The organism is Vibrio kagoshimensis (genome assembly GCF_050337535.1).
Lineage (GTDB): Bacteria > Pseudomonadota > Gammaproteobacteria > Enterobacterales > Vibrionaceae > Vibrio > Vibrio gallaecicus.
In genome coordinates, this window is sequence record NZ_JAKJSZ010000018.1 from 26,580 (window position 1) to 50,686 (window position 24,107).

Here is a 24,107-nt window from a genome sequence, read left to right on the forward strand (position 1 = left end):
ATTTTCCGCTTCCCATTGTGAGTTCGTGGAGGTATCACGCAAGTTACCTTTATCTCACAGTATTCGCGCCACTCACGGATAATACGGAAAGGATTTTGAAAATGGCTAGGTTAATACTAGTTTGTGGACCTATTGGTGCTGGTAAGACAACATACTCAATATCGGTATGTGAGGAAATTGAAGCAGTTAAGTTCTCAATAGATCCATGGATGCAGACTCTATTTGCTAAAGATATGACCTCACTTGATTTCACTTTGATTATGGAACGTGTCAGTCGTTGTTATGACCAAATATGGGAGGTGAGTGAGCAAATTTTAGCGTTAGGTGGCAATGTTGTGCTTGATTTGGGTTTTACAACAAAGGCTCAGCGCGACATCTTTGTAAATAAAGCTAATTCGTTGAATATCAAAGTAGAAATTCACTACCTTGATGCGTTGAAAGAAACTCGAAGACAACGGATCGTAAATCGAAACGTAGAAAAAGACCCTAAAATTTATTCCTTCGAAGTTACGGATATGATGTTTAATTTTATGGAGCCTAAGTTTGAAGTTCCTGATGACAGTGAGTTGGTGAATGGATTTAAAGTGATTATATAAGAGGGTAGTGCATAAAAGGTTGCAAGATATTCATCTAACAACCATTTAAATATTTTCCAAACCTTTATCGTTTGTTGTAGGGAATGTTCTGACTAAGCTACCAAGCTTCTCGAATCAACTTCTAATGTGCTGCCTTTAATGATTTGATAGTCTCTTACCGCTAGCCTTATTCTTCCTCGTTTTCTTTCGATAAGGTTTGGAACTAACACACCTTCTGGTTCCAATAAGTCTGAAAGTTGTTTGCGTGCCCGGTGTATTTGAATATTAATATGGGTCTCCGCTAGTCCCAAATCTTTGGTTAATTGTTCAATTGAACGCCAACCCTGCAATGGCTCGGGAACATTGCTTTTTAGATCCTCTGCTTTATAGCGAGCGAGTATGGCTGTTAAATAATGATGACTTCGAGTTTGGCAATTTATAGACCGCTGTGCATCTTGGATGATGAGTTCCGTTAGTTCTTCATCTTGGCTGATATTGAAGACATAGCATAGGTTATCGGTCGGTTGCGCTTTTAGGCACATCGTTTCCATATCCTCAGTCTCTGTGCTTTTGAATAACTGCCAGGTTTTTTCCGAAAATTTAAGTTGTTCACCGTCGTTCAAGATACTGCACAAATTGTTCTCAAAATGTTCACATTGCCATTCTTGTTCATCTTGATCATAAAAGACCACCAGTTCAGGGGCCGTATCATTGGGTAAGAAGTGGTAACGATCTAGGTAAATTGGCTTAAGGTCTGGTTCAACATAAACCTCTTGCTGCGTTGGCAGTAAAATGTCTTTTGGTGGTTCGAGACTCTCAATAATGAACGGTTCCTGTTGAGCGTTAGAAAACCAAATTTGATCATGAATATTGAGTAAATGAGGTCGATTGGCCTCTATCATTTGGCCATTAATTCGCACGCCATTCTGGCTGAGATCACGAATAAACCACTGCTTCTGGAACTCTATAATGGCGTGTAGTCGCGAAACGTCAGGTAGATTAATGGTTGTATTCACAGATGAAGACAGCCGACCAAACTGGTGAAACGCTTTAAGATATATCGGGTGAGTAAATCGTAGATTACTGAGATAAGCCATGTGTGTCCCTCACTATTTCAGACCTTTATAAGACGTTGCCATTCGCTTTATATTACGAGCCTTAACTTTATATGACGTTAAATGGTATAGCCAGTGGCATAGCTAATGGTTTCTTCAACAATTAATGCGTCTAACATTTCGAGCTGTCGTTGATAATCAGCAACATTCTGAGTAAGCGTTTCTATCGCTCGTTGGAGCCCGGTCTCTACTTGTTCTGCCGTTTCATCATTTGTTCGCCATAGGTTTTGGATATTTATTGTTTGCACATTCTCTTCTGGGAATGACTTGAGTGAGGTCAGTTGCCACTTTGTTTCACTGGCAAGTGGGGGGAAAACTAACTTCGCTAGCTCCATGAATTCCTCTTCCTGTTCACGGTCAATCTTCAAGGATGCAATAAGGGTTAATTTTCGTGTGTAGTTCATAAGTGATTTCCTGATTGTAGGTAAAATTGATAGTCATGCATGGTGGCGGTTTTTAATTCTTCATAGGATGTAAAACCAAGAATTGGCCACAAATCTTGAGGGTTATGCGTGGGGCTATTGGAGTGTTTGGTAGAAAAAAACCAGCCCCATAGCTGTTGTTCATTAATATTTAGTTCTGATAAAGAGAGTTGCTGAGTGTCACGTTTAAATGTGATTCGAGACTGGTAGTCTGAATAGCGCTGATTGAGCTTTAATAGATCGATGAGTTCACTATCAAAGTACTGATGGTTATCATTTAGCCACGCGAATAGAGACTCATTGGATACGAGTGTTTCAAAATCATGAGTACTGATGTTCTGTGATGCTAACCAAGTAGCTAAATGCTCAAAATCTAAGTCTTGATTTGTGTAAGCGGATTGTTTGAATGCCAGTTCAAGTAAGGCACTCTGCTTTTGTTTATCCGAAATCGTTGGGTTGTGAATAGAGGCTGTTCTCAACGCGCTTTTTCGGGACAGAGCCTGTTGTTTCAGATCCCAAAAGCAACCATCTAACTTTAGTTCTCGGTGGAGTTCTTCTGTTGTCATGAAATGTGTGGAGAGTTTTCTTTGGTGATCTAATTGAGAAACTAATCTCTCCCAAGCATCAGTCGGTATAAAACGGTGTCTATTTTCAGCTTTGAGGGGATGCAGAAGTTCTGGACGCTCAGAAAGCTGTTTGAGAAGTGTGACTGCGTCACGTTTCTTTATATCAATGGAATGATTTTCTGTAAATTCACGCAATGATTGAGCTTTTGTGTCGCCCAAGTATTGTTTTGCGTAGTCATGAAGTACGGAGAAAGAACGCTTTGGATAATGAAGCTGTTTTATTGAATCAATAAGGTGGTCCGACTCTTGTTGGTTAAGTATTGTTCTTTCTACAGCTTGCTCTAGGGTAGCGCGAATGTTGACCATTGGAGTCGATACCTGTGGGTAGCCAAGCTCTTTAGGTCCGTGAATCAATGCCACTTCATCATCATCTTCCAGAACACCAGTGTAGTAGCTTTCGAATACGTCACCAAAACCTTGCATTCCAAAATGTGCAAGCTCGGCAGCTCTTAGTGCACCCATGCTTGAACAACCGTACACTTTGATACCAATAGACATGGCGTAGAGTATTTCTTTGTGCCAGACAGCCGGGACATTTTCAAAGTAGCCGTCAATCAAAACAATAACATTAGGTTGGTCGTAGGTGGCTAGATAAATATCACCTTGCTTGGCGGGCGGTCGACAATCAGCCTTCAAAATGTTTTTAATGTCAGGTGCGCTAAGTGTTGGTCCTGAAAAAATAATCACACTCATGCTTGTTCTCCTGAACTTGCCAAGGTTTTGATGGCTAATGCTCGTGTTCCCATTTGATAGCCGGGCAGCTCATCAATGCCTTCTAACCCTGGAACGACTACACGGACCACTGGGATTTGAAATTCACTTTTCTCAAGGTTTACAAAGGCGGCTTGAACAAGGTTGACTTGCTTAAGTTTGCTTGTAATCAGCTTAATGTCTTCTTTAAAGCATTGATTGCTCCAAGACTGAATATCGTTAAAGTTTCTCAGTAAATGAGGTGGCGGGTTTAGCGGAGTTCCTTCCTCCTTTTCTGAGTCAAGGCGTTGATAGGCATTGGCGTTAATATCGTCTCTAGAACCAGAGATCATGGTTAATCGGGTTTGCGCAGCTTCTGTTAACGCCCGTAAAAGAGCAATGGATTTGCAAGGATGAGTACCTGAGCCGAAAGCTGGATAGGATGGGCCTTGGTCTGAGTTTTGCGATGTTTCCGAGACGATACGGCAATAAAAACTGGGTAACTCAATATCGGTTGTGATATCCCAAACTTGGACATTAACGCCCGCCTGATAATATTGGTTGATAACCTCTAGGCAATCTTCATCATCGATTGTTTTAAGATCTAATTGATTGGTTTCTGGATGGTTCGAATAGCGTTGTTCTACTTTCCATAATGCTAAAGCATCGCGTTCTATCGCCTCACATAGACCGTGCACTATGGCTTCATCCATGCTGTTACCTGAAGCAAGACCGTTTGAACTCATTGCGAAAGCACCGCTGCCAGTGGGTAAAGGAAGCGTGTAGTTGCAATGCACAACCTCATAAGGAACATAAGTGGCTAGTTGAGTGAACAACTCAATTCCTTCAACCCATAGGCGTTGTTCGTGCGGAGAAAATTGGCTGAACGCTAACTTGGGTAAGCCATCGACATTTAGTACTGAATACTTGTTCGATAGCTGAGAATAACTGGCTAGCTTTAGTGGTAAATCGATGTGTTCAGCGTGATAAGTCTCAATCGCTTCCATTGCTCCAGACACTTTTGCAGACATTAAATCTAAGCCTTTTCCTTGAGCAACGGAAATGGCACAAGAATCAGGTCGACATACCGTGACAACTGGAATGCCAATACGATCCAACCCTGTAATATTGGCAACGCGGGTGATTCCCATTTCTTTAAAAAAAGGCGATATTTTGTCGAAAGTGGACTGTGGAGAACACAGACGATGCGACCCTTTTTGGTGTCTTTTATAGCTCATTCATTGTCCTTCCATGACAAAGAGTAGGAGCCAAGTGATGGTTTGGCTCCTTTCGTATTAACCGCGTTTTATTTCAAGAAGCTTTGCAGATTGGCAACGGTACAAACTGTGCCAACAAGTAGGCTTTCTTCCTGTAAATCCTTAGGGTTAACAGCCCCTACTTGAACCCCAGCATCACGATAATAGCGAGCCAGTGATTGTGCGGTTAGTGTGTCACTGTTTTGCTTTATCGTGTCTAAATAAGGTATGAGATCATCTTGGTGACGATGAATACTGGCTTTTAATTCCTCGATCGTTTCTTGTAATTGATTGAGGTCGTCTTCTGCACCATGTTCGAGGTTCAATGTCTCTAAACTATTCAAGTTATCTAGGCTCAAATAGTGAATGTGATATGGGTAAAATTGATTGTCATCTCTGACCAAAAGTGGATTCACATAGGAAACGATATAGAGGTTCTCAGGAACTGGTTGTTTAAGTTGTTTGACCTCTGATAAAGGAACGTGGTCATTAACGAACTTTATAATTGGTGCGGTAGAGCTCGGGTCTAATTTGCTGATAGGGGTGTCTCTAGCGACATCAAGCTGGGGCGATTCACGTAAAGGAGCTCGTAATCGATTAAGCTGTAAAACGCGCAGGTCGAGTAGGTAACCTGGCTCCAAATCGGTAATGTTAACATCCGGTGGACATTGAGCATTACTTAGGTTCCAAGGTAAGACTTTAGTCAGCGCTGGTCCCATTATATTGATTTGTTGGAGCTTTTGATCCTCGACTTTAGAACCAAAAAAGAAATGGTAATCGGATGGGCTGTAGCACCATTCAATGCATTTCATCGCATCAGAAGTATAGTCTTTGTGATTGATCAGCGTTGCCTGGTGACCATTTTGCCTAATCACATAAATATCTTGTGAACGTAGGGTAAGTTGTCCTTGATCATCGATGTAAGGGCTCAGTCTTTTTTGAAGCTCTTCTATGGATGGATTGTTCATATTTTGTCCTTTTAATTATAAATAACCTAGCGCTTTTGCATTTGTTAGTGCGTTTTCTACCAATTGTTGATGGTATTCGTGGTTGCTTCTATCGTTGATTATTTCCTTCAGTGGATTAACGACGGAATGAGGAAGGGCATGTTGGCTGCTATCTAGCAACGTTGTGACCACGGCAATGATGCGCTCTTGAGCGCTATCTCTTTTTTTGTCGGGTTGAGCGTGAGCGAGTAGTTCAAGTTCAATGAGCAAAGCTAGCCACTGTAGCGGGAATGGAAACTCATTGGATAACGCCTTCCAAATCTGGTTACTTTCTTCAATGAACGTTTGAGAACCAGAAAAATCGTCTTGTTTATAAGTGAGCCAAGCTTCATTTGCACTGGCGATAGCGACGTAGTCATCCATTCCAGACTCTCGAGCATAGAAGAGGGCTTGCTTTAAATAAATACGGGTATTATCGATGTCGCCTTGCAGTCGGAAAAGCACAACAAGATAGGCAAGGCAACGGGTTTTAAGTGTCGTATCTGCTTTTTCGTTGGCGTGTTCTAGTGCCGCTAAAAGATGCTGTTTCGCCGTGGAATACTGTTGGCTGAACAAGCATGTAAACCCTAAACTAAATAAGCAGTGTGTTTGCAGTGGATGATCATCTGTTTTTAATGAGGCATCGTAAGCTTGTTGAGCTAAGTCGATTTGTTCCTGGCTCAGATCGTAACGATTGTTCCGTAATTCAAATTGTAGTTTTGCGTCATAAAACTGAGCCTGTGAGAGCGGATCGTTAAAGTGGTCAAGGTGTGCTTCGATAACATGGAGTACGTTCTGCATCTCTGGCAATTTATTGCGCCAGTAATAAATATATAACTGACACAGTTGGATGGTTAACCAAGTGTTATACCAGCGCGTGTTCTTAACAGTATTGGTATTCAGCAGTGTTTCAGCCTGCTCATAGCTTTTTAGCGCCTGAGCATGTAAATGATGGGTTTCTAAAGATTTACCATACTTAACATGCAAACTTGCACTGACTAAAGCATCGCCTAGCTTGTTCTCTTGAAGAGCATCTAAGTAGTAAGCTCGTGCTTCGTCGTGTTTGGCCAAACGGATTAAGTTATCACCAAGACCAACAAGTGCTGAGAGTTTATCCGAATTAAAACGATCCTCTTCATTCTCGTGTAATGATATTTTTAGCGATTTTTCAAAGTATTGAATAGCATCATCTACCATGGATGCTTGGGCTGCCTGCTCTCCGGCTTTTAAGTAATAAGGTGTAGCTCTACTTGGTGAAAGTGTCTTTGCCCAGTGATCCCCAATTAAAGCTGAAGGGTAAGCTGTTTCGGCAATGTTAGCTTCCATAGCATTGGCGAGCTGTTGATGACTTTTGTGCTGTGTCGTTGAACTTTCATAAATGGCATCACGTATCAGAGCATGTTTGAATTGATACTGACTCCCTTCAACACTGCGTTGTATAAATATAATATTGGTTCGTTGCAGTTCATCTAAATCTGCTTGAATTTGACCTGTATTTTTATCTGAAGCTTGCTGAATTAACTTATTACTGAAAGTTCGACCTATGGCAGCTGCAAGCTGTGCTGTGTCTTTTGCAAAGGTCAGGTCATTGAGTTTTTGTTGCAAGGAGCTTCTAAGGTTTTCTGGCACGTGCGATTCGGGCTCTGATACAACGAAGTCAATATGACCATTCACTTTCTTAACAAGCCCATTTTTTTGTGCATAGAGCACCAATTCTTCAAGAAAGAGTGGGTTCCCGTCGCTTCTTGTGGTGAGCAGTTGTTTCACTCTGTCGCTAATGGGCATGTTATCGAATAAATGTTCAATTAAATGATGGCATTCTATCGGTGAGATAGAACTGAGCTCTATCTCAAAAATCTTCGCCTGCTTGAATTCATCTGGGTGCTGTGTTCGTGAAGTGCTTAGCCAGCGAAAGGGCTGACTCATGTAATTCGAGCTTTCAACTAAATAGCGAATAAACTCTAACGTAGTAGCATCAGACCAATGGAGATCTTCACAAACAAATAGGCATGATCCCTTACCATTTGCTTCTTGACCCTCACTACAGGCTAACTGTAGAAGGTGGGATAAAGTTAAAAAAAGATACGACTTTTGTTGGCTAAGCGAAAGGTTAGAGATAGATTGCTGGAATTCTTTTTCACTGTGACGAGATAAGTTTGAGTAAGGCTGTAACCATGCCCATAGAATGGCGGAACCTCTTTCTTTTTCCAAAGGTGAAAGTGATAGCGAGTCTATTGCATGTTTATAATTGTACTCAGCATGTTCACCATTTAGGTCGAAATGGGTCGAAAAAAAGTTGAGTAAGGGATAAAGAGCATTGGTTTGAAATTCTGGTAGACACTGTAGAGGAAAGACATTGGTATGACTTAAACACTCTTTTAGCTCAAGCAGTAAACGAGACTTACCGATACCAGCTTCACCGTAAATATGAAAGAGTTGATACTGACCGTAAGGACGATTTAAAAGCAAAAGTTTCTCAAGGATTTCTTGCCGACCAAAAATCGCATTGTTTGATTGTGATTTACGTAAAAATGAGAAGGCTTCAGATAAACGTTCACCTTTAAGCCTGTATCCATAAGGTGCCGCGGGTGTTGAATCGTTCCTAATTGGCTCAAATAAAAGTTGATGACTGAGCATGTCTTTAAACAGAGGCGAACAAGCGATTTCCTCTGGTTGAGCATTTCGCGCCAGAGCCATAGCTTCGGTTGAAACGCGACCTTCTGGTATTGCTCCATCAATACTTCTCATCATCCCTTTAGACAGGCCTATTCTAAGTTCGAATTTAATGTCATGCAGTTCACTGAGCGATGCTTGCTTAGAATGAAGATTGTTCCATATATCCAGCGCAGCTCTTGCACTGAGTCGGCTATCGTTATCACTGACTACTGGGTAGCCAAAATAAAATAGCGTTGTATCACCAACGGTTCCAACCTGAGTGGCTCCATAGCGAAGTGCGATATCTACACACTGGTGGTGATGATCTGATAAAAGCATCTCGGCGATGTCTTGCTTATCGTGTGCGGACTCGTTGGAGTTAGTTCTGTCTTCCGAGAGAATGATACACAGTGCGGTGATTTCCTTGCGCTCCGTGAATTGTGATCTCGTGGATGATAAAAAACCAGTTTGTGTTATTGATTCTTGCTGTAACGACAAAGCTTGTGTTGATGGGGCGCGCGATGCAGTTGGTACTAGGTCTGAAAAATTGAATCTACGAAATTCACGATATAAATCAATAGTGTTGCCAGGGCGTTCTAACGCTTTCTTATGCAGTACTCGTCTAAAGAACTGTGCAGAGTGATGCCCAGCAAGGGTTCCTAAAGGGATGTTGGCAGCGCTAAGTTGATGATAAAAAATTGATGCAGCACTGTTGCCTTTGATCGTGGGAGTGCCGGTGAGGCATTCTAGAAATACGAGCCCCCAAGCGTAAACGTCGGTTTGGGGTAAAGATGGCTCGCCTCTTAATTGTTCTGGCGCACTGTATTGAGGTGTACCCAGAGTTTCATCACTCAATGTTAATGTTTGAAAGTCAGAATGTTTCCCATCATTTTTGAGCGTACTGATCCCGAAATCGAGGATTTTTACATGCTGCTTTGCACCTACGTTGAAAAGCATTATGTTAGCGGGTTTTATATCTCTATGGATGATGCCAAGTTCATGCGCATGAGCTAATGCGTCAAGTACACAAGCCATAATTTCAGCGGCTTCTGCTGGCGCTATTTGACCTTGAGAGTCGATATATTCCTTTAATGTTGTACCATCAACAAATTCGTATACAGCGTATAGAAGGCACTCGCCTTGCTGACCTTTGTCTAGGAGAGATACGATATTGGGGTGGTTGAGTCGACGAACCAAATCGCATTCACGTTTAAAACGAGCAATTTTTTTCTGTCTTTTCTGAGGGCATTCAGTTCCTGTTAATGTAAGAAACTTTATCGCGACGACTTTTTCAGTGCTGAGTTGCAGCGCTTTATAGACTTTTCCGAATCCACCTTCGCCTATTTGCTCTAGTAAAGTGTAATGCTGGGAGTGAAAGCGTGCTTCTATTGTGTCCGTCGTGTCTTCTTTTTGAATCATGTACCTACTCTTGAATGCCATCGTTAGGAATATCAGTCTAGTACTTCAGGATGAGTATCGATATTTATTATCACTAGTTTTGATGGATCCTTCATATTGTATTCATCAATGTTTATATTTCCGTGACTTGGGTTGTATTCTTTCTTAGGGGGAGTTCAGTAGAGCGTGATGCGGTAAAGAGCGGTTAGTCATTTTAACCATGAATAAACGCGAATGCCTTGCTGTATTAAGACGTCTATTGCTAACTGCCTTTTAGGCTAAACAGGCTAATAGAGTAATAGAGTAAGTTGATTAGGGTAATCGGCTCCCCAGTTTTATCGAAGCACGTTGTTTTGATATCAATAATATTCTGGGTAGCCATAGGGTTACTTAAATAGGTTGAGAGTGTCAGTAAATCGTTTTTCGTGACCGCAAATGGTTATAACCTATATCTGAGGCTGAGCCTGGTTGGATGTCTTGGCAAAGACCACTGTATTTTTCTTTGGTCTGAATTAGCGATTGGTAATGTTGTTGAAAATACTCTCGTGTTGGGATTGAGCTGTCTTTGAAGCTGATAAATGCGCCTCTAGTGCCACATATATGAGTGTCTCGACAGACTTCCATCCAATCTAAAGCTCTGTTCACATAATTGTATACAGGGTTATGTTGACCTTTTTCAACTTCGTATACTTTTTCGTTCCACCAAGTTTGGTATTGGATTGTGTATTGGGAAGTTGCATAGGGAAAAGCTACCCGCTTACTGGCTGTTTCGTTGGTGTCTTTTGCATAAAATGGCCCTGAAATAGCGCCTAGAGTGACGTAACAGAACAGTCCCAGTGATTCATTGTCCTCGAAAACTAGGCTCGACGTTAATGATTGGATCAATTGCTCTTTACCAAGGTCACCGAGCCCCTTTTCTGCTACGACTTTCGATGTGATTTTGTGTGGGGCAGGGGAATCAAAATCAGGGGTAAATGGTTTACTTTGATTGGGACCCGACGATAAGCGCCTCACATCGTACAGTGAGTTTCTCGCCCAGTGCCCCATTAATGAAGAATCATAACGGTGTTTACTGTCAGTACCCGTAATCTTAAGTCTACCCGTTGAAAAATTTTGTTTCGCAAACTGTTTTAGTTTCTCTTCGCTACCATTCCAGTATCCGTACATAGTACTGGGGTGCTGGAGATCTCTAATGCACTCTTTTTCGGTAATGAACGTGGAGGGGATCGCGTTGATTTTTAGGTTAGTTCCAACTAACTCGACAGTGCTTTTATCGTTAATTGTGTTTTCCCATTGTTCTAAAACGCTGTAAGTTGATGCCTGTCCTGTATCTACTTCTTGTGTATTCCAATCCAATTCAAAACGATGAATTTCATCAGGGATCTCAAAAGCTCGCAGTGTAAACTCTAAAACAATGCCATAACTCAGAGCTCCACCGCCACGAAGCGCCCAGAGTAGATCTGAATAATGTTCTTCGTTCACAACCACCAATTCTCCGCTTTCTAATAGGACCCTTGCCTCAATCAAATGTTCACAACACATGCCGTGCAAGCGAGTCCATGGTCCCCAACCTCCACCTTGAATATAACCAGCCAGCCCAACCGTCGCACAAGTACCATGAGGTATGGTTAGTGCTGGGCGTGTGCCATTTTCTGTGTCGGCTAAAAGAGGCACCAGCTGGTAGAAGCGATAACCGGCACCAATACGAACAAGATAACCTTTGGAGTCTTGCTTCACGCTAATTCTCTTTAATCCACTTAAATCTAATAGAACAACATCATTCCCCGTACATTCTCCTTCGTGATCATGTCCTCCGGATCGTATTTTAACGGGTAAGTTAAACTTCACTGCTAATTGATAGGCTGTGATTACGTCTGACTCACTTTTGCACATGACAATCACTGATGGGTAAGCAATAAGCCGAGTATTAAAGATAAGTGTTTGAGCTTGATATTTACTTAACCCAGGGCTCTGAGAAGGTTGGGAACGATGTGATCCTAAAATCTGGTTTTTATCAACACCAAGTAGGGATAATTGATAGGCATAGCGCGCAGCGTTGTTTTTATATATTGCCATGAGACGTTGTGCTTCTAGTAATTGCTCATGCGGTGTATCTGATAAATCGAATTGTGTATTCATATCGTCCATGACGGTTCCTCAACTGAAGTATGCTGCGCGTTGTTAATTGGGCACTCGTTAATATCTTGCTCGGTGACCGACCCAGCGATGGATCGAGTCTCAGGTGCTAAATCGGGTTTGTTTATGTCGACTTGCACTAAAGTTGGTTGAGTGGATTCAACCGATATTTTGTCAAGAACACTGTCTAAATCCCCGACAGTTTCAACATGCAAATATGCAGTGTTAAACGCCTCTGCTAGCGCTTTATAATTCCATGATGGGAGATCGTTAAAAGGGGCAAGTTGGTCGCCTGATGTTAATGCACAGCTATCAACAGATGATTGTTCAATGGCGTAAACATCGTTTTTCATAACAAAAACTACGCTATTAGAATGATGTTTGGATAGCGTGGACAGAGCTTGGCACATCATCATTAGCCCGCCGTCTCCAGTAACCACAATACTTTGGCGTTGGCTCGCCATAGAAATACCGAGTGCGGAGCCAGTTTCATGACCGATTGATCCCCATGCGTCGTCACAGATAAAATGGCTTTCATTAAATCCGGACAAACGCGCAGCTATATTTAGCGATGAACTTTCACCTAATATGAGGTTACTGTTTTGGATAGTATCGTTATGCTCAAGTGCCCGTTGATAGGCTGAAAAGAACCCTTCATAAGTGATTTTCTCATGATGTTCGGGGAAAGGAAGTCGATTATCGTTAAGTAACGTAGGACACCAGTTAGTAATTGGAGAAGGCGATTTGAAGCCATAGGTCAACTGGTCAATAGTATCGGTTAAACTAACCTGCAAATAAGGGTCATTCTTTTCGCCTAGTGCATCACTCATATTCACTCTGATGAGTTGATCTTGTTTGTGTTGAAGCAGGGGGAGGTAATCGTCAGTGAACATAGCGCCTAACGCTAGAATAAAGTCAGCCTCTTCGATTATGTCTTGCGTAGCTTGTCTGGACGCCTCTCCAGAATATGTTCCAATAAAATTCTCTTTTCCTACTCCATGAGCTTCACTTATCAGTGATTTCGCTAGGGCAGTGGTCGTATACGGAATATTTAATGTTTCGATGAGTGTCGTGATTTCTTGCTGGAGACCAAGACGCGAAAGCTCTATCCCAAGCATAAGCAGCGGGCGTTTTGCTTGGCGCAGCTGGTGCTCTATTGCGGTTATTAAATTTGTTTGCATCGCTTTGGAAGGAGCAAGCGTGATTTGTGACAATGGCTGACGTGGGGGCGGTACTAATTCTCCCCAGACGTTTTGCCAAGCTTCAAGGTATATTGGACGTCGGTGTAGCAGAGCGGCTTCTAAGGCGCTATCGATTTGTGTTGGAGCATTAACATGGTGACTAAGTATTTCCGCAGCAACGGTAACGTGTTCAAAAATGGTTTTGTCACAATCGGGAATGCCAATTGAGTGGTGAAACCGTGCGTGGGTTTGTTGGAGTACTTTTCTATCATTTAATGAGGGGCTGGCTGTGATGACAACAATTGGGTTTCGTTCAACGTAGGCACCAGCGATGGCATTTAATACATTAAAAGTACCGACTCCATATTGGACTGAGACCGCACCAATACCTTTGAAGCGCGCATATCCGTCTGCAGCGTAACCTGCGCCGAGTTCAGTTACGTCACCAACGGCGTCAATACCCTCGAAACGTTCTAAGGCTGTTATAAATTCTTCTACATAGTCGCCAGGCACTTGAAAGATTTTATCAAGGTTTAGCTCTTTAAGACGTAACAATAAGTAATCGGCAACACTGATCCATTGAGTATTCATGATTGACTCCCTTCATAAGCACACTCTGTGACTTTATTGAGTGTGTCGGAGTAAGTATTCAACTGGTCAGTTGAAGCTTTAACCGAACAATTCCATGCTCTGCAATCAACGGAGAAATGGTTGGCTTTCCATTCATGCCAAGCTCCTCCAAATGGATCAATTCCCCCAACGATAGCAATATCAAGATCATCATTCATTTCGATTCTATCCGTCCTTTTCAATGAACATCAAAATGTACAGCAGGCGTTTTGTTATTCCATTACACCTTATTACAGCTTGGGGAATGTGAGGTTCAGGTTGCAATTTTTGAGGAGAGAAGAGCAGGATAACAAGCCAAGTAAACTTGCTGAATTCATGGCTACCAATCTCATTAAAGGATTAAAGGATTAAAGGATTAAAGGATTAAAGCGACAAAGCAACGAAGCAGAAAAGCAGAAAGCACCTTAGCCTCTAAATCGTGATGTGTAATATCGTGTAATAGTTCTGAAGATTATCGGACGGTATATTCCTTGAAAGCGCGAACAATGTACGTTTCCTAAAGGTTAGACGGTCTGCTAATAGCTAGACCAACAAGGAACGTAATGTATCGTGAACCTGACCCTATTAAATACGATGAAGACTATTTGAACCAGATCTACAGTCTTCGGTTGTCTTTCTATAAGCCATCGTGTCTGCGCAATATCAGCAAAGGGATAAGGTTTTTTGATCAACGGAGCTATATCAAGGAATCTCGAATGCGCATCAATAAATGGATATTTAAGCTAACACCAATAGCTGTAATGATTGGCATGTTCTCGCCTGGAAGTGCATCGGCGGGATGCAGCTCTGAACCATATATAGGGTCTATGTGTGTGACGGCTGCAAGTTACTGTCCCTCTTCCTATTATATGCAAGCAGACGGCGCACTTTTATATATCGATGACTACACAGCATTGTTCTCTCTTCTGGGGACTAATTTCGGTGGAGATGGCAGAGTCAATTTTAAGTTGCCAGATATGAGAGGTCGTACTGCGGTTGGTGTAGGTACTGGCCCTAGTTTAAGTTTGATTCAACTTGGGGAAATGGGAGGGCATGAATCAATCAACCTCACGGAAGATAATTTACCGGCCCATACTCATAACGTTGGTAATGGTGTAGTAATGAATGTAAGCAATGCTAATGTCGATGTCGCCGTGGAAATCCCTCTCTTTGCTGATCGTGGAACGAGTAATCAAGTACCAGCGAGCGGAGAAACTTTCTTGCACACGGTAGGTAAAGATAATATGAGTGCTAATGAAGACGCTAAGATCTATGGGAACGGAGATAGTGCGCAAGGGGCAAATTTGGTTGGCACAGGTGCGGGTAAGTTACAGTTCAATCAAAACAACTTCATGACAGGTAAGGTTGATTCAACAGGAAAGGATGAGAAGTTTACAAACCGACAACCTTACGTTGGCTTAACTCATTGTATTGCGGTATTTGGACTTTATCCTCCTAGACCGTAACTATTTTTTAGCTCAGGTTAGTATAGCGCTCAGGTTTCTACACTTCATATTAGTTGCTTTCTGATAAGTAAGTTTTCATGTTGCGGGCTATAATTTCATCCCGAATTTTACCTATGGCTTTCCACATTTTTTGGACTAACTCAGGGTTCTCTTTTGTGAATTTATGACTGAAGATGAGATAGTAATATTTTGTTGAGATAGGGGGAGTGATTTTTTCGATATTAGACAGTTCATTTTCTTTAATGTAACTGTCGGCTATGTTGCTTTGAATGGCAACCGCGGCGATTCGTCTTTTCTTCAACATCGCGAACAATTGATCGGTACTTTCCATTTCAAGCGTGCTTATTTCATTTTTTTTCAATTTATTGATGATTGAAAAGCCGTTGTGAGCTCCAACAGGTCTATTCCCCACAGATTCTAGCTTTGTACCATCCCACTTTACTTCTTGCTCTTTCAGCTTATAAAAAAAGTAATCCAATGTTGCGATGCGTAATGTGCTATCAACTTGTCCGTCTTTTACCGGATAATCCGCATACTTAGCACGTTTCTGGTTGTAAGAAAAAATGAACCCACCATCCACCTGGTTGGCTTTCATATGATGAAGTACTCTTTTACCCGGCAGTCTTATATATTCGATGTTAACGTTTAGTGTAGTCGCGGCGTGCTCTAGAATATCTATAGATAAACCAGGTGGTTTTGCAACAGAAGTACCATTGCCCATTTGAAATGGAAAGGATTCAATGTCTGAGTAAGCAAGCTTTATCGTCTTTATTGAGGAGGCATGTGCAGCAATAGGATTCAGAAACATGACTAGTATTAAGAAGAGATAATGCATTGGTTCTTTCCCTAGATTTAATCTATGTATGTCAGTATAGAGTGTTTATATTGCAATATAGTTATACCAATTTAAGCACTGCTTCCCCAAGATACCCCTCATAGTTTATTAATCTACATTACTCAGTGGTATCTCTAGTATTGATGGGGTTAATGTATTAATCGCTATAGTAAATATTATTTGTAATGAAATGAAGCGAATAGTGGATTTTTGTTGCTCTCGAAACATCCATAAATGTTATCTGTATGCCTATCTACATTGTTGTGTAAATGTACTGGAAGATAAACCTTTGAACTACTTGAATTGCTACTTGGGCATTGTAAGGCTAGTTCATTAACTGGATGGTTTGGCTACATTGCTCAGCTACTTTATGTAAGCTCGACGACTTTACTGAAAATTTGGATGTTGTCGTTTGAATTTTGTTTTCACATTCTTACTGCTGGGCATCATCCAAGTAGGCGATTTGCGCAAGCCATTGTTTGGCTGAACTATCGAATTTCCCACCTACTAAAGATGTGAGCAATGGTTTGGCTTCGTTATATTGGTGCAACTCAAAATGAGCAATTGCTTGTAAGAGTTGCCACCGTTTGTTTTTAGGTTGAAGAGTAAGAAGCTTATTTATTAGAGGGATAGCTTGCTCCCAACGCTGTTCTGCATAGGCTAATTGAGCTCTTGTTGCCAATGAGCTCTGGCTAGAAAGTGACTCTAGAAGTTGCATCGCTTCGTGTTGTTGGCGTGATCGCAGTAAAGCATGTAGCTTTAAAGTATTAGCCTTATCTTTATATTCTGCTGATGGCGTATAGCCATTAAGTGTCTGGTAAGCCAAGGCTGGAGTGTCAGTACCTAGCTGTAGCTGTGCTAATAAAATGCGCTGTTGCTCCGAGAGTTTTCCTAAATTATTAACGACAGAAAGAGCCGTGATCGCCTGACGTTTTTCTCCGTGTTGGACACTGGATTGTGCCAATCGAGACCAGTACTTGTCTTGATTAGGGTAGAGCGCTGTCACCTTGAACAGCAAAGCCCGCTCCTTGCCAAAAGCTTCAAGTCGTTGGTAGCTGGCAAGCAGAAGTTGATAATGCTGCTGTGTTGCATCTAACCTTATTGCTTCTTTCATTATCATTACAGTTTGTTGCCATTGCTCAATGTGATAAGTGCTGTGCCCGGCAATGGTGTAAATAGCTGCGGTTTGTGATGCCGTGAGTGTGGGCTTTAAGGCGACGGATTCAGAAACATGCAAGTCTCGCCATGTATTGAATCTATCCAACGCATCAAAGTAACGCTGGTTTTGGTAGTTAAGCTGTACAGAAAGGCGTAAAAGTTGCTCTTTGTTAGCAAGATTTTCCGTGATCTTTAAAAGTTCATTCGTTCTATCAAGTGCGCATCTTACCATTTCAAGCTTTAAACAAGCCTGCAAATAAAGGCTCTTAGTAAGCTCTTTAGTTTCTGAATTTGCAGCTTGATGGTTATCGTGGAATCGAGCAAAACTATCGATACTTATGCTGTCACGTTCGAGAAAGTGGCTGAGTTTTTGGTAACGCTCAAAAGTTTTAATGTCTACTTCTGCATGCGTAATGTAGCTAACCAAAGCTAACCATAGTAGGGCGAGTTTTTTCATAATATTAGCCCTCTAGGCTGTAATTGACAGTGACTTGCTGCCATTGTTCGCCAGATTGTGGTGGCACAAACTTCCAACGCATGACGGATCTTAACGACGAACGAAGGAAAACCCCTTTAGGTATCTCTTCAATAACCTCATATTGGATCGCTTCGCCTTGCTGATTAATTAATAAAGAGAAAGTGATGTGACCTTCTATTCCGTTACGTTTTGCTTTTGTAGGATACTTTGGTGGAATTTGGTAAGTCGGCTTTGCCATTACCACGTTCGACTGAAAATCACTTCCTTGTTGTGCTCCTTGCCCAGAAAAAGAAAAATCAAACGTTAGGTGGATATCAATTTCATCACTTGGCTTAAATGTCACTTCTGGCAGTGTTACTAAGCTCTCAATATCTGGTATAGCAAAATTAATTAAAGCAGGGCGGCTAGGCGCGGAAGTCGGGGCAGAGGTTGCAACAATGGGCTTGCTTATAGCCGGTTCCTCTTGCTTTTTCTGAGAGGAAATTGTTTGAACATACGTTGTATGTAATGGACGAACTTTTTGATTTTTGTGTGTTGAGATTAATACGTGCAAAAGAGCGACCAACAACATGTTGATGAGTAAAGTCATCAGTAAAATAGCGAGCAACTTTGCTGTACTAGTCTTGGGTAGCGATAGCAACATTAGTTAGCCCTGATAAGCGCAGTGTGTCAATTACGGAGATAAGTGTACCGGTATCTAAGCTTCGGTCGGCATTGATAATGACATTCGTCGTTTTGTTACCTACTAACTGTGCTTTTACTTGAAACTGTAATTGGCTTAGGTTGATGTTTTGTCCGTTAAACCAAATATTGTGCTCGCGATCGACACTGACAGTGAGTGTTTTTGATTCGGACTTTAATGTAGAGCTAGAGGCACTAGGTCTATCCACTTCTATAGCTGATTCCTTTTGGAAGTTGGCCGATAAAATAAAGAAGATCAGAAGAATAAACACGACGTCAATCAACGGAGTCAGGTCGACTTGAGGTGATTCCTCTCTATCGGTGAAAGATTTAATTTTCATGGAATTTCCATTGATTAGAATAGTGGCCGAGGAGCTTTTGATGCTGTCTTTTTAGGTTATAAGCCAAGTACATACCTGATAGGGCGGCAAGCAAGCCAGCTAAAGTCGTTAGCATAGCTTGGCTAATACCATTCGAGACGGCGCTGAGTACATCGTTACTATTGAGTTGCTCAAAACAAGCCATCATTCCATCGACAGTGCCAAGCAGGCCAAGCATTGGAAGAATGCGAACAAATAAGCGAATTTCGCTAAGTCCTACGCTGAGGTACTGGCTAATTTGGCTTACCCAACCCTGCCGTAAATAGTTACGTTCAGTTGAACTAATGTTGGCGTACTGAGTCAGTATTACTTCAATTTGCGAAGATAAATCGATATGTTTCAGCGAACGCAGACGTGAATAGCACTGAATGATTAGCCCCCACATTACAAGCGATATAAAACCAATAAACCACATGATAGGGTGGTCTATTGGTAAGCGAGCATTGATGAGTTGATCTAACATGGCTCACGTTTTCCGTAGCGAATATCGACCACTAAACTGGTGACTTGGTATTCTAAAATTTCGGCAAGTTGTTGTGCTTGGTTTTTAACTAAGCAATGGATGATAAGTAAAGGTACAGCCACAAGAAGCCCTAGTTTGGTTGTGAGTAGTGCCTCGGCAATACCGCCAGAAAGTAGATCCCCATCTGTTACGCCCTGAGCAGTTATCACCGAAAATGTCTCGATCATGCCGCCAACGGTACCTAATAACCCCATAAGAGGGGCAATGGCTGCCAATACTGCTAATGTTCCTATGCCTTTGTGTAACCAAGGCATTTCGCGACTGATATTTGCATCAACCACGTCTTCCATTTCTTGTTCGGTCGCGCACTCTTTAAGCTGAATGAGTACTCGCCCTAGAATGTTCCCATTTGAGAGTGCACTCAGCCTGCTGGCTTGGTGGGTTACCGCTCTTTTCTCTTTAGTCAGCGTAATGAGGCGAACCAAGCCGATAGAAAATCCAATCACTGCAATGAAGGTAATAAGTAAACCAATAATGCCAGCGGGCTTATAAAATTCGTACCACTTAGGCTGTTTTGCCGATGCGATAAAACCCAAACCAAAGTTAGGGTCGATAACCCATTGATCTGGTGTGCGGTTAAATTGGGGGTGTGGTGTGATTTGTTGCCATTGCTGACGGGCACCATCAAAGCTCAACCAGCCGAAGTCTTTGGAAAATTGGCTAAATGCTCCGATTTGCTGAATTGAAGCACGTTCAACTTTACCGCTAGGCAATAATATATCGCCTATATATTCTCTTGGTTCACTCGATTCCGAAATTTGCTGAATCATCGTAAGCCAAAGCGTATTAATTGTTGTGATGTTGAAATCACTTTTTTCTATTGGCTTAGGCATACGGCTATTAAACCAAGTCGCCAAAGGTTGATTATTCGCGATAAAGTTATTTTGCTGAGCAGACGTCAGGTCTATTACTTCAATGATCCCAGATCGAGCGGCTTCAACTTGTTTTTGCTTGTCTCGTAATTTTTGTTGCAGCCTAAGAATATCTTCTTCAAGTCGTGCATTGTTTTCGTTGAGTTCATTTAATTTAAATTGCTGTGAACTGACTTGTTCATTGACTTCGGATAACTGGCTTTGTTTACGAGATTTTAGTTGTTCATAACGTCGAACATCATCTTTGTTACTGCGCTCAACACGTTCAAAGATACCTTGCAGCGTTTCGCTAGGGCTGTTGTTTGGTAACGTTGTGGTACTGGCTCCTATCGCGGAACCGACATTGAACACCCCTATTAGGCATACAGTTAATAGAAATGAAGAGCAGGACTTCGAAGAGTATGTATTCATGACTATTGCGCCTTTGGAAGTGTGATAACTGGATAAGTGCCGCCATCATTGAGAGTGATGAGAGCTTGTTCAATCTGCGCAGTTTCGTCAGCACCTAGTGCTCCCCATTTCTGATCAGCTGCGAGCCACATCCCTGCAGTTAAGGTATCCAGCGACAAATAGTAATAGCCTAAACGTCCAACTCTGATGAATTGAACTTCTTGAGTTGGGGTCAAGCGACCAAACCAAGTTTTTACTTGAGTCCCGTATTGGATCTCTGTCTGATACGCGATCAGAATACGTTCAAGTTTTTCGGCTTCACTCATTTGCGGGTTATCTAAATCTAAATTGAGGCGTTCAACACGCTCAAGCCTTTGTCGTTTATCAAATGGTAGGTCGGTTCTTACTAAGTTTTCTAAGGTAGTGACCATCTTTTCCAGTAGAGGGTACAAATTCACTTTTGTTTGGCGAATGTTACTCATTTCACTCTCTAACTCATCAACAACACTTTCTAATTGCTCTAGCTGTCTTTGAAGTTGGCTTTGATAGCGCGTTTGTAGCCTTATCTCATGATCCAAGTTTCTTGTTATTTCACGTTGAAGCTGAGTTTGGTCGTCGATTGCTTCTACGTGCTTCTGAATCGTGGAAGATGATTCAATATAACCTGTTTGTTTTTGAATCTTATGACTAGTTGTTGATTCTGCAAAAGATACATTTTGCAGTGATATTAAGAATATTACTAAAGGTATAAATCGAAATGGAATCATCAGTCTTATTGCTATAGTTGGTTGGTGCTATTCTTGAGAGCAACACTAAAAACCAGAGAATGATAATCGTTTTTATTTATAAAGAAAGCGATATTTTTAAAGTTGTGGATATTTTTGTTGGTTAACTATTTGATTAATAATTAAATAAAAATTATTTATATTGATTTTGTTTTAAGGGGGATGGAAATTTATTTTAAATAACGCCAACCTTCATTTTATCGATTGCCTTAACAAAAGTGAATTTTTTATAAAAAATCATTGTTAACAATTTGTTTGTAATAAAGTGTGTACGATATTTTATTCTAAATAGGATTAGTTATCACTTAAATCCTTATGTATAAAGGTTTTGGAAGGGTTACTGATATTCCATAATCTCTCTGAATGTTAATATTCTATTAATAAAACTGATATTGCAGTGCATTATTCTAAGGTAATAGGTTTCCATAGTGGGATTTACTTCCTGAATGACTTATTGTTAGTATTAATGATAATTATTATCACTTAGAACTTTTGAAATGCACACCTTTAATAAAACTATCCTCGCCGTGACCATTGCGTCGCTCTGTTCTGTGTCCAGCGTTTATGCAGAAACAGAAAAACCATCGAATACTCAAACTGATCTTACCGTTAATGTAACCGATACGAGAGATGATGATCTTTCAACTAAACAGACGCTTGATGCTGATGACATTAAAGATACACCGTCATCAAACGGGAACTTAACGGACTATTTAAAAGATAACCCAAATGTGCGTTTTGCTGGTGGTGATTTAAATGGTTTTCAAGGTGGTGAAATTAAACCTGCTTCTGTGTCTATTCATGGCGCAGAACCATCACAAACGGCTTATCTTGTTGATGGTGCAAACGTCAATAATGATCTTGATCCAAGCGGTATTTTATCTGGTTTGTTTGATGGAACTGCTGGCACTATTCCTAGCGTTAGTTCAGGGCAAGCGTATTACTTTGATGCGAATTTATTAGGTGGTGTAGAAGTTTACACATCTAATGTTCCAGCACACTTAGGTGGCTTTACGGGTGGTGCTATTGATGCCAAAACGCGCAAGTATAGCGGTGAAGATCGTGTAAGACTGAACTATAGAACAACTCAATCTGATTGGGCTGAAATGCAAGTTGATAGCAATATTAAATCTGATTTAGAAAACGCTGTTCCAAATGGGTATGGCGCAGAATATCAACCTGATTACAAGAAAGATTTCTTCAGCGTGATGGCTGAACAGTCCCTAACAGACGATATAGGCATGGTTGTTGGCTTTAGTCGTCGTGAATCAGACATTAGTCAGAAGCGTTTAATTAACAAAGCCGGAGATACTGATTTTAGGGATCATACTCGTCAGTCAGATAACTTCCTCGCTAATTTTAATTGGATACCAAGTGTTGACCGCAGCCTTGAAGTTGGATTTCGTCTATCTGATTATGAAGAAGGGAAATACTATGCAACTAACTTGGACGGAAACGTAAAAGATACACACTTGGCTTATGGTTCAACTATCAAGTGGAATCAACGTCTTGGCTCTGGGGCAATATCAGCGACGGCTATCTACGATAAGTTTCAAGATGAGCGCGAATCAAATTCTACTTATGCTGTTGTAACAAGTGACCTAGATAATGATATGGACTATGAGGAAGGTGGCTATGGAGATAGTCAACTGACTCAACAGAATGTCGAATTGAAACTGGATTACGATTTCGATCGTATGGAGTTAGCTGGTACTTCTCACTTGCCTTCTATTGGTGCGAGCTATCGAAAAACGGACTTTGATTTTAACCGTGATGAGGATGCAACTCAGAGAATCGTGACTTACTTCTACGGTATGGTAATCGACGACCGCACGAGCACTGCGAGTAAAGGTACTGTCTCTACCGACTATCAAGATTACGCATTTTATGCTCAAGATATTATTAAATGGAATGACTTTACATTCCGACCAGGTATTCGTGTAGATCAAGATGACTACCTTGAAAATACCAATATTGCCTATCGCTTCAGCAGCTCTTGGACTGCAACAAATGATACAACGGTGAATTTGGGCGCTAACCGTTACTATGGTCGCTCGTTTGCAATGATGAAACTTGCTGGCGAAATTTTAAAGTTGAATGGCGATGAAACGCGAGATTACGAGTCGATTAAAAATCTAGATACTCAGTATTCAGATGAAATCAGCTTTAGTGTCGATCAGGTGGCTGGGAATTTCCTTGTATCAGCAGGCTATGTGTATCGCAACTTTAGAAACACGATAGAACATAATGAAACTAGAGACGGTAATAAGAGAATTTATACTTATTACAACGGCTCAAGCTTCGCAACCGATACTTATACACTTCAAGCCACCAACATCCTTCCATGGGTACTTGGTCCTACTCAATGGTCCACAACTGTGGGTATTGATTATTTGGTTACAGATAGATCTGACATCGAGGATCCTAACCAAACAGTCATCTTTGATGGCAAGTTAACGACCAAAGCTCAAATGGAAAAAGAGGTAAATAGCAACACAGAAGAGTGGGTTGCCCGTTTTGGTCTTGATATGAGAATCCCTAGCTATGATGTGACTTGGGCGAACAAAGTCTACATAAAAGCACCTGTTGATAAATATGAGTATCTGTCTACTGATAGCAATAATATTGAAGCGTATCGTCACTATGAATATGGCACTCATACTCAATGGGATACCCGATTACGCTACCAACCAAGCCTATTCGGCACACACTCTGCGTACGTGCAAGTGGACGTACTAAATGTACTTGACCAAGTTCGTAAAGATGAAATAAAAGCGAATCGACAGGGCGATTACGGCATGTACTCCCCAGGTCGTGAGTTCTGGCTTGAGCTAGGTTACGAATTCTAATCACTTCTTTTTAATTTTTTGATAATAGGTGACCAGTGGTT

General features: G+C 41.4%; 19 protein-coding genes. 3 read left to right on the forward strand and 16 right to left on the reverse strand.

Annotated features, from left to right (window positions below; genetic code table 11):
* Positions 1 to 101: 101 nt before the first annotated feature.
* A complete protein-coding gene (locus tag L4C37_RS16700; protein WP_137375318.1) occupies positions 102 to 596 on the forward strand; it encodes a P-loop nucleotide/nucleoside kinase family protein in 495 nt (164 codons plus the stop codon).
* A gap of 92 nt (positions 597 to 688) precedes the next feature.
* Here L4C37_RS16700 and L4C37_RS16705 read toward each other — a convergent pair whose 3' ends face one another.
* From L4C37_RS16705 to L4C37_RS16745, 9 genes are all read right to left on the reverse strand, one after another.
* Entirely contained in the window at positions 689 to 1,672 is a 984-nt protein-coding gene (locus tag L4C37_RS16705; protein ID WP_137375317.1) for an FHA domain-containing protein, read from the reverse strand.
* Between the two features lie 77 nt (positions 1,673 to 1,749).
* Positions 1,750 to 2,094 carry a hypothetical protein gene (locus tag L4C37_RS16710; protein WP_137375316.1) on the reverse strand — a complete coding sequence of 115 codons (345 nt, stop codon included), beginning with the start codon at positions 2,092 to 2,094 and terminating at the stop codon, positions 1,750 to 1,752.
* Positions 2,091 to 3,431 (reverse strand): TfuA-like protein, encoded by a 1,341-nt coding sequence (locus L4C37_RS16715; RefSeq protein WP_429769222.1) that lies wholly within the window; start codon positions 3,429 to 3,431, stop codon positions 2,091 to 2,093. The genes L4C37_RS16710 and L4C37_RS16715 overlap by 4 nt, the downstream gene beginning before the upstream one ends.
* A complete protein-coding gene (locus tag L4C37_RS16720; protein WP_429769223.1) occupies positions 3,428 to 4,666 on the reverse strand; it encodes a YcaO-like family protein in 1,239 nt (412 codons plus the stop codon). Before L4C37_RS16720 ends, L4C37_RS16715 begins: the two co-directional genes overlap by 4 nt.
* A gap of 68 nt (positions 4,667 to 4,734) precedes the next feature.
* Positions 4,735 to 5,652, reverse strand: a complete 918-nt coding sequence (locus L4C37_RS16725; RefSeq protein WP_429769224.1) for a hypothetical protein — start codon at positions 5,650 to 5,652, stop codon at positions 4,735 to 4,737.
* Between the two features lie 15 nt (positions 5,653 to 5,667).
* A complete protein-coding gene (locus L4C37_RS16730) occupies positions 5,668 to 9,744 on the reverse strand; it encodes a protein kinase domain-containing protein (RefSeq protein ID WP_429769225.1) in 4,077 nt (1,358 codons plus the stop codon).
* A gap of 387 nt (positions 9,745 to 10,131) precedes the next feature.
* The gene (locus L4C37_RS16735) at positions 10,132 to 11,871 is read right to left on the reverse strand and encodes an FAD-binding oxidoreductase (protein WP_429769227.1); all 1,740 of its coding nucleotides are present in this window, start codon (positions 11,869 to 11,871) and stop codon (positions 10,132 to 10,134) included.
* Complete coding sequence (locus L4C37_RS16740; RefSeq protein ID WP_429769228.1) at positions 11,859 to 13,631, reverse strand: thiamine pyrophosphate-binding protein; 1,773 nt, start codon at positions 13,629 to 13,631, stop codon at positions 11,859 to 11,861. The genes L4C37_RS16735 and L4C37_RS16740 overlap by 13 nt, the downstream gene beginning before the upstream one ends.
* Entirely contained in the window at positions 13,628 to 13,828 is a 201-nt protein-coding gene (locus L4C37_RS16745) for a hypothetical protein (RefSeq protein ID WP_429769229.1), read from the reverse strand. The genes L4C37_RS16740 and L4C37_RS16745 overlap by 4 nt, the downstream gene beginning before the upstream one ends.
* A gap of 537 nt (positions 13,829 to 14,365) precedes the next feature.
* On the opposite strand from L4C37_RS16745, the gene L4C37_RS16750 reads away from it, so the two are divergent.
* A complete protein-coding gene (locus L4C37_RS16750; RefSeq protein ID WP_429769230.1) occupies positions 14,366 to 15,115 on the forward strand; it encodes a phage tail protein in 750 nt (249 codons plus the stop codon).
* 49 nt (positions 15,116 to 15,164) lie between these two features.
* Here L4C37_RS16750 and L4C37_RS16755 read toward each other — a convergent pair whose 3' ends face one another.
* The 7 genes from L4C37_RS16755 to L4C37_RS16785 all read right to left on the reverse strand — a co-directional run bounded on the left by L4C37_RS16755 (position 15,165) and on the right by L4C37_RS16785 (position 21,199).
* Positions 15,165 to 15,950: a substrate-binding periplasmic protein gene (locus tag L4C37_RS16755; RefSeq protein WP_137375307.1), complete on the reverse strand. Its 786-nt coding sequence runs from the start codon at positions 15,948 to 15,950 to the stop codon at positions 15,165 to 15,167.
* 433 nt (positions 15,951 to 16,383) lie between these two features.
* Positions 16,384 to 17,565, reverse strand: a complete 1,182-nt coding sequence (locus L4C37_RS16760) for a tetratricopeptide repeat protein (RefSeq protein WP_429769231.1) — start codon at positions 17,563 to 17,565, stop codon at positions 16,384 to 16,386.
* A 4-nt stretch (positions 17,566 to 17,569) separates the two neighbouring features.
* Positions 17,570 to 18,229, reverse strand: coding sequence for an energy transducer TonB (locus L4C37_RS16765; RefSeq protein ID WP_429769232.1), 660 nt, complete (start codon positions 18,227 to 18,229; stop codon positions 17,570 to 17,572).
* Entirely contained in the window at positions 18,204 to 18,608 is a 405-nt protein-coding gene (locus L4C37_RS16770; protein ID WP_429769233.1) for an ExbD/TolR family protein, read from the reverse strand. Before L4C37_RS16770 ends, L4C37_RS16765 begins: the two co-directional genes overlap by 26 nt.
* A complete protein-coding gene (locus L4C37_RS16775; protein ID WP_429769234.1) occupies positions 18,598 to 19,110 on the reverse strand; it encodes a MotA/TolQ/ExbB proton channel family protein in 513 nt (170 codons plus the stop codon). The genes L4C37_RS16770 and L4C37_RS16775 overlap by 11 nt, the downstream gene beginning before the upstream one ends.
* Positions 19,104 to 20,453, reverse strand: a complete 1,350-nt coding sequence (locus tag L4C37_RS16780) for a MotA/TolQ/ExbB proton channel family protein (RefSeq protein WP_429769235.1) — start codon at positions 20,451 to 20,453, stop codon at positions 19,104 to 19,106. Before L4C37_RS16780 ends, L4C37_RS16775 begins: the two co-directional genes overlap by 7 nt.
* A gap of 2 nt (positions 20,454 to 20,455) precedes the next feature.
* Positions 20,456 to 21,199 (reverse strand): DUF3450 domain-containing protein, encoded by a 744-nt coding sequence (locus tag L4C37_RS16785; protein WP_429769236.1) that lies wholly within the window; start codon positions 21,197 to 21,199, stop codon positions 20,456 to 20,458.
* 515 nt (positions 21,200 to 21,714) lie between these two features.
* On the opposite strand from L4C37_RS16785, the gene L4C37_RS16790 reads away from it, so the two are divergent.
* Positions 21,715 to 24,066 (forward strand): TonB-dependent receptor plug domain-containing protein, encoded by a 2,352-nt coding sequence (locus tag L4C37_RS16790; RefSeq protein WP_429769237.1) that lies wholly within the window; start codon positions 21,715 to 21,717, stop codon positions 24,064 to 24,066.
* Positions 24,067 to 24,107 lie beyond the last annotated feature (41 nt).

What these genes read in the sequence shown, in the direction of transcription:
- L4C37_RS16700 (WP_137375318.1), top strand. Translation starts at nt 102, where the DNA reads ATGGCTAGGTTAATACTAGTTTGTGGACCTATTGGTGCTGGTAAGACA.
- L4C37_RS16705 (WP_137375317.1), bottom strand. Translation starts at nt 1,672, where the DNA reads ATGGCTTATCTCAGTAATCTACGATTTACTCACCCGATATATCTTAAA.
- L4C37_RS16710 (WP_137375316.1), bottom strand. Translation starts at nt 2,094, where the DNA reads ATGAACTACACACGAAAATTAACCCTTATTGCATCCTTGAAGATTGAC.
- L4C37_RS16715 (WP_429769222.1), bottom strand. Translation starts at nt 3,431, where the DNA reads ATGAGTGTGATTATTTTTTCAGGACCAACACTTAGCGCACCTGACATT.
- L4C37_RS16720 (WP_429769223.1), bottom strand. Translation starts at nt 4,666, where the DNA reads ATGAGCTATAAAAGACACCAAAAAGGGTCGCATCGTCTGTGTTCTCCA.
- L4C37_RS16725 (WP_429769224.1), bottom strand. Translation starts at nt 5,652, where the DNA reads ATGAACAATCCATCCATAGAAGAGCTTCAAAAAAGACTGAGCCCTTAC.
- L4C37_RS16730 (WP_429769225.1), bottom strand. Translation starts at nt 9,744, where the DNA reads ATGATTCAAAAAGAAGACACGACGGACACAATAGAAGCACGCTTTCAC.
- L4C37_RS16735 (WP_429769227.1), bottom strand. Translation starts at nt 11,871, where the DNA reads ATGGACGATATGAATACACAATTCGATTTATCAGATACACCGCATGAG.
- L4C37_RS16740 (WP_429769228.1), bottom strand. Translation starts at nt 13,631, where the DNA reads ATGAATACTCAATGGATCAGTGTTGCCGATTACTTATTGTTACGTCTT.
- L4C37_RS16745 (WP_429769229.1), bottom strand. Translation starts at nt 13,828, where the DNA reads ATGAATGATGATCTTGATATTGCTATCGTTGGGGGAATTGATCCATTT.
- L4C37_RS16750 (WP_429769230.1), top strand. Translation starts at nt 14,366, where the DNA reads ATGCGCATCAATAAATGGATATTTAAGCTAACACCAATAGCTGTAATG.
- L4C37_RS16755 (WP_137375307.1), bottom strand. Translation starts at nt 15,950, where the DNA reads ATGCATTATCTCTTCTTAATACTAGTCATGTTTCTGAATCCTATTGCT.
- L4C37_RS16760 (WP_429769231.1), bottom strand. Translation starts at nt 17,565, where the DNA reads ATGAAAAAACTCGCCCTACTATGGTTAGCTTTGGTTAGCTACATTACG.
- L4C37_RS16765 (WP_429769232.1), bottom strand. Translation starts at nt 18,229, where the DNA reads ATGTTGCTATCGCTACCCAAGACTAGTACAGCAAAGTTGCTCGCTATT.
- L4C37_RS16770 (WP_429769233.1), bottom strand. Translation starts at nt 18,608, where the DNA reads ATGAAAATTAAATCTTTCACCGATAGAGAGGAATCACCTCAAGTCGAC.
- L4C37_RS16775 (WP_429769234.1), bottom strand. Translation starts at nt 19,110, where the DNA reads ATGTTAGATCAACTCATCAATGCTCGCTTACCAATAGACCACCCTATC.
- L4C37_RS16780 (WP_429769235.1), bottom strand. Translation starts at nt 20,453, where the DNA reads ATGAATACATACTCTTCGAAGTCCTGCTCTTCATTTCTATTAACTGTA.
- L4C37_RS16785 (WP_429769236.1), bottom strand. Translation starts at nt 21,199, where the DNA reads ATGATTCCATTTCGATTTATACCTTTAGTAATATTCTTAATATCACTG.
- L4C37_RS16790 (WP_429769237.1), top strand. Translation starts at nt 21,715, where the DNA reads ATGCACACCTTTAATAAAACTATCCTCGCCGTGACCATTGCGTCGCTC.